General features: G+C 40.7%; 5 protein-coding genes. 3 read left to right on the forward strand and 2 right to left on the reverse strand.

Annotated elements, in window-relative coordinates; translation table 11 throughout:
• The coding region (locus BIZ36_RS20315) for a HEPN domain-containing protein (protein ID WP_187459687.1) at positions 1-982 on the forward strand (982 nt) is incomplete at its 5' end.
• Between the two features lie 53 nt (positions 983-1,035).
• Here the strand turns inward: BIZ36_RS20315 and BIZ36_RS20320 are convergent.
• Together BIZ36_RS20320 and BIZ36_RS20325 are read right to left on the reverse strand one after the other, a co-directional pair.
• Positions 1,036-1,263 carry a hypothetical protein gene (locus BIZ36_RS20320; protein WP_187459688.1) on the reverse strand — a complete coding sequence of 76 codons (228 nt, stop codon included), beginning with the start codon at positions 1,261-1,263 and terminating at the stop codon, positions 1,036-1,038.
• Between the two features lie 854 nt (positions 1,264-2,117).
• A complete protein-coding gene (locus BIZ36_RS20325; protein ID WP_187459689.1) occupies positions 2,118-2,495 on the reverse strand; it encodes a hypothetical protein in 378 nt (125 codons plus the stop codon).
• Positions 2,496-2,559: 64 nt separating this feature from the next.
• Here BIZ36_RS20325 and xerA point away from each other — a divergent pair, with 64 nt between their 5' ends.
• Both xerA and BIZ36_RS20335 read left to right on the forward strand, forming a co-directional pair.
• The gene (xerA, locus tag BIZ36_RS20330) at positions 2,560-3,687 is read left to right on the forward strand and encodes a site-specific tyrosine recombinase/integron integrase (RefSeq protein ID WP_222937495.1); all 1,128 of its coding nucleotides are present in this window, start codon (positions 2,560-2,562) and stop codon (positions 3,685-3,687) included.
• 68 nt (positions 3,688-3,755) lie between these two features.
• Positions 3,756-4,403, forward strand: a complete 648-nt coding sequence (locus BIZ36_RS20335) for a hypothetical protein (protein WP_187459690.1) — start codon at positions 3,756-3,758, stop codon at positions 4,401-4,403.
• Positions 4,404-4,632 lie beyond the last annotated feature (229 nt).

The raw sequence follows: 4,632 nt of genomic DNA on the forward strand, positions 1-4,632 counted from the left end.
ATACTATAAGAACATACCGGAAAACTACATAATAAAGGAGGAACTCTCCAAGCTCATAGATAGCATACTGAACGTGATCACCATCGATGCCATCTTTCTCTCCAAGGAACTAAGGGAGGGTAATTTAGCGTATCATATCCTCACCTTCATTGCCGATATAGATAACGACCCCATTCCCAATGAAGTCCTATCCTGGTTATCTAGACAGGGCAAGAGCCATCCAAACCTTCGGATGCGCATCTATACAGAGGAACAATCGGAGATGGCCCTTTCCCGTGGCTCCCTCTATTTTTTGGAGCATTGCTGCCTTGGCCATACCGTCTTTGTGCGTTCCGAGGGCGGCAACCTGTTGGACTTTCCAGAGATGAACCTGGGCAATATACTTAAAAGGGCGATCCGGTACCGGGCTTCCGAAATGGAGAAGGTGGGAACCTTCGCCCATACGGCGGATATACTTATCAGGGAGGGAAACCATGCCATCGCCACCTTCAACATGCACCAGGCCTTTGAACTGGGGTTCCGTTTCTTGGAGCGTATGTGCATGGGGAAGGCCAGGGTGACCCATAGCATCGTCAGCCACATCAACTACTGCCAAAGGTACTTCCCTACCCTACGGCCCTTTCCCAAGACCACGGATATGGAGAACAACGAACTTTTGTTGTTATTGGAGCATTCCTATAGCGTGGCCCGATACGGGAACGAGTTCGAGATAGACAGGGCCCAAATAATTTCCATCCAAAGGGAGCTGAGAATTTTCATCGGAAGTCTGAAGGCCATATTCAACAGGCACTATGAAAATTGCAGAATACGTATCGAAGGTAATGAAACCGGATTGCCTCAAAAAAAGCAAAATGATAAATGCTTACACGGAAATATAATCGAGCCATCGATTGGGCAACGCTTAAGGGAAATAGAAATTGACCATCTCCGGTTCATGGAAAAGGTGCAAGAACTAAAGGACCTGCAAACTAATGGTCAGTAGAATTGACTTGAGAACCAATAAAAAAGAAATTGATAAGAACTATCGATGGGTGTTCAAAAATGAACTACTCTACTATCTAAAACCTTAAAAGACCATTTTTCCATTAAAATTTCCCCAGTAAACCAGGCCCCAAAGCATTTTTCCATTAAAAATACCTTTGTACCTCTATTCTGAACAACCCTGAAACCCCTTGTTGCAGGGGGTTTCCCATTAGATGGCTTATCAGTAGCACGCGCCAGCGTGCTACCCTCTTGCTCTTCCCTTAGATTCGTAATTGTCATTTACATAGAGTTTTCTCGTTAGATAATTGCTCATTATATGAACTATTGTCCTTTTTCCGGGAAAAGCCTCCATAATTGCAAATAGCAACCAACAGGTAGAGGGGAAATAGACGCTAACAAAGTTTTCAGACTTAAGCTTCTAAATCCAAATTTAGAGCAAAGGGCCTAAATTTTCCGAACAACCCTTATCCCAATTCTGATCGGGAACGGTCGCTATTCCACGGAACCGATTTTCGAAATGTTATAATCAATGTACCTGCTTGTTTACGAAAGTCAAAAAATGGACAAGCCCGTGCGGTACCTCTTTCTATATTTTAGGGCAAGGAAGCAGTATGTTCTTTTACCGAATCCCGTCAGGAGGGATGTGGTGATGGCTTTCCTCTAGGCCAAGCGGACTCCATACTCTTTTTAGCTCGGGAATGAAGCGTTCCTTCGCAGTCCTGATAGATTTCAGGGAGGGAAGGGCCAGCGGAATGGATAGCTGAAAATGGGGATGGTGTCCAAGATTTCAAATGAAGCTCCTTTCCCGGAATGAAGTACAACAAAATGGAGGGGAATGTGCTGAATATATTCGGACCATTAAATACCTTTAGCATCTTTAGGTACATAATAAATTCCAAAAGAAATTTATTTTTTGCAACGTTGTGAAGGATAGGTCAAGTGGCGTTCTGCGCCGCTTGTGCTGTCGCGCTGACCGAGGATATCGGGCAACCTGTAGTGGAAAGATGACCGATACGGACCGGCGAAGCGCGTCCGAATGGGAAATATCGGAGCGGAAGGTCTGGCCGATTTCCGCAGGGGACCGGGTAAAACTGTCCAACAATCCGGATCGACCCTATCGGTAAAGGCCCTATTCATTGGGCCATATAGTCCTGCCAGATGACCAGCAAATATTTCTCCTTTCCATTTTCGTTCTTGGAAAGAAAGCCATATTCATAAACAAAAAAATATACGTCGCCCCTCTTGTTCCTCCAATAATGGGTAAAGAACCTTGGATTGAACCCCTCCCCCGTCAGTTGACTTTTCCTAATTACCGTATAACCCGATTTGTTGTACTTTTTTAAGATTCTCCTGTTGATTTTCAATTGCCTATCGACCTCAAGGTAAAAGACCTCCGTTTTCCGCCGATGCTCATATTGGTCTATGGACTTACATTTTTTAGAACAGAACTTCTTATCGGACCTACCCTTTACGATGGCACCACAAACCGGACAAGTTTTTGAATCAAGCATTTACAAAGGTATATTATAGACATAATATACTGTTCAAAATACAAAACTTCGGTAAACTTGTGCTATGAACGGAATGAAATCGATAACGCTGTACCATTTGATGATCGATAATCAGAAAATGATAGGTATCAAATTTTTACCCGATAGACTTGTTCAGAACTTGGTCAAGGGCCTCCCAAACCCGAAATGGAGCGAAAAACACAACATGGCCTACATCCCCAATACCAAGACCAATCTTGGCGTCATTTTCAATACTTTCAAAGGAGTGGTCTGGATAAATTACAACCGGTTTCTGACCAATAGACCGGTAAACACCAAAAATGAAGATGTTGATGTATCCTGGTTCCGAAAAAGAAAACCGATCGCCGGTTACAGATATTGCCCAGAGGAATACCTGTTGAAGCTTGAACTGAAACGATATTCAAATAATACGGCAAGGACCTATATTTCCTTCTTTGAAATGTTCATCAACCATTATAAAGAAAAGGAACTACATTCGATAGACGAAAGCGATATCCGGACATTTCTACAAAGCCTTATTCACAAAAAGGTATCCAATTCCTATTTGAACCAGGTCATAAATTCCATTAAATTCTATTATGAGGTAGTATTGGGTATGCCCAACCGCTTTTATGGGATTGAAAGGCCCAGGAAAGAATCAAAGCTGCCAAAGGTAATCTCAAAGGAGGAGATCATTGCGATTATCGAGAACACCAATAATATCAAGCATAGGTGCATTGTAAAACTTTTGTACGGTTCAGGTCTTAGAAGGAGCGAGATCTTGAACCTAAAAATTTCGGATGTGGACAGTAAGCGAATGCTTATAAGAGTAAGGAGCGGCAAGGGAAATAAGGACAGGTATACTTTATTGTCAAGATCCACGCTGGATGATCTTCGCCTCTATTACAAAGAATGGAAACCCCGGGATTATTTGTTCGAGGGAAGAAAGGCGTCGAAATATACCGCTGAAAGTGTACTGAATGTCGTCAAGAAGGCAGCTGCAAAGGCCGGTATAAGAAATTCGGTCACCCCACATGTATTACGCCACAGTTTCGCGACCCATCTTTTGGAATCAGGTACAGATCTTAGGCAGATTCAAGTTCTTTTAGGTCATGGGTCCAGCAAGACAACCGAAATATACACCCATGTGGCTACAAATACTTTTAAGAACATTAAAAATCCATTAGATTAGTCAGGATAAAATAGAAATATAGTAACTTATTACTATATACAACCGTTGTACGCAAGCTGTAAAAACCTATGAGAATCATTAAAATCTTCATTCTATTTATAATATTTGGCCAAGTTTCATTTGGACAAAATAACTGCGGAGATTTTAAAAATTATGAAGAATCTCAAAAGTGGATTAAAAAAATTAAACAGTTGAGTCCAGAAGAGCGGAAAAATAAAATTATCGATAGAATTGAATGTGAGCAAAAATCGGAACAAAATGAAATTGACTTTTGGCTAACAATCATAGCTGACGGAACAATAATTTCGGCTGCGAATGAAATTCCAACCGAACAAAATGAGATTCTAAAACAAATCCCTGCTGACAACTACGACCTTACTCAATCTCTATGCGAATCTGAAGGAGTTTATCCTCAAAAGTGTAATCTCGGTTTTGTTTTAATAAGAGGTTTTGATAAACCAGTGCTGAACGAATTAACTGAATTAAAAAACATTGAGCTAAAAAGGAGAAAAGGAAAAATAGTTATCAAATTGGAATCGGAAATTGAAAAGGATATTGAATTTGAATTAAATCATTTTTTACAAGGGCATAGCACAAAGCTTAAGGTTAAGACGGAGCTGAAAAAGGGAAAAAATAGATTTGTTTTTAGGAGAGGTAATAATTTACAACTTGTAGAGGCAAAAGTAAATGGAAAGAAATTAATTATAATCATATAAAAAGCCAGCGTACAACACCGTATAACAACAATTGCGGCTTTGTGTCCTGCGGACACAACCGCGCAAGCATAAAAGTCGGTAATTTTAGCTATCTTAGTTTCCAAACAATCCGCAACTGATTGTTATACAAAACCGTTAGGCACAAGCTGAAAAAATTAAAGTTGGAATTTCAATACTTTATACACGAAGACACATTTACCACAAATAAACAAGGTTTAAAAATTGGGAC

This window comes from Cytophaga sp. FL35 (assembly GCF_014349235.1).
Taxonomy (GTDB): Bacteria; Bacteroidota; Bacteroidia; order Flavobacteriales; family Flavobacteriaceae; genus Euzebyella.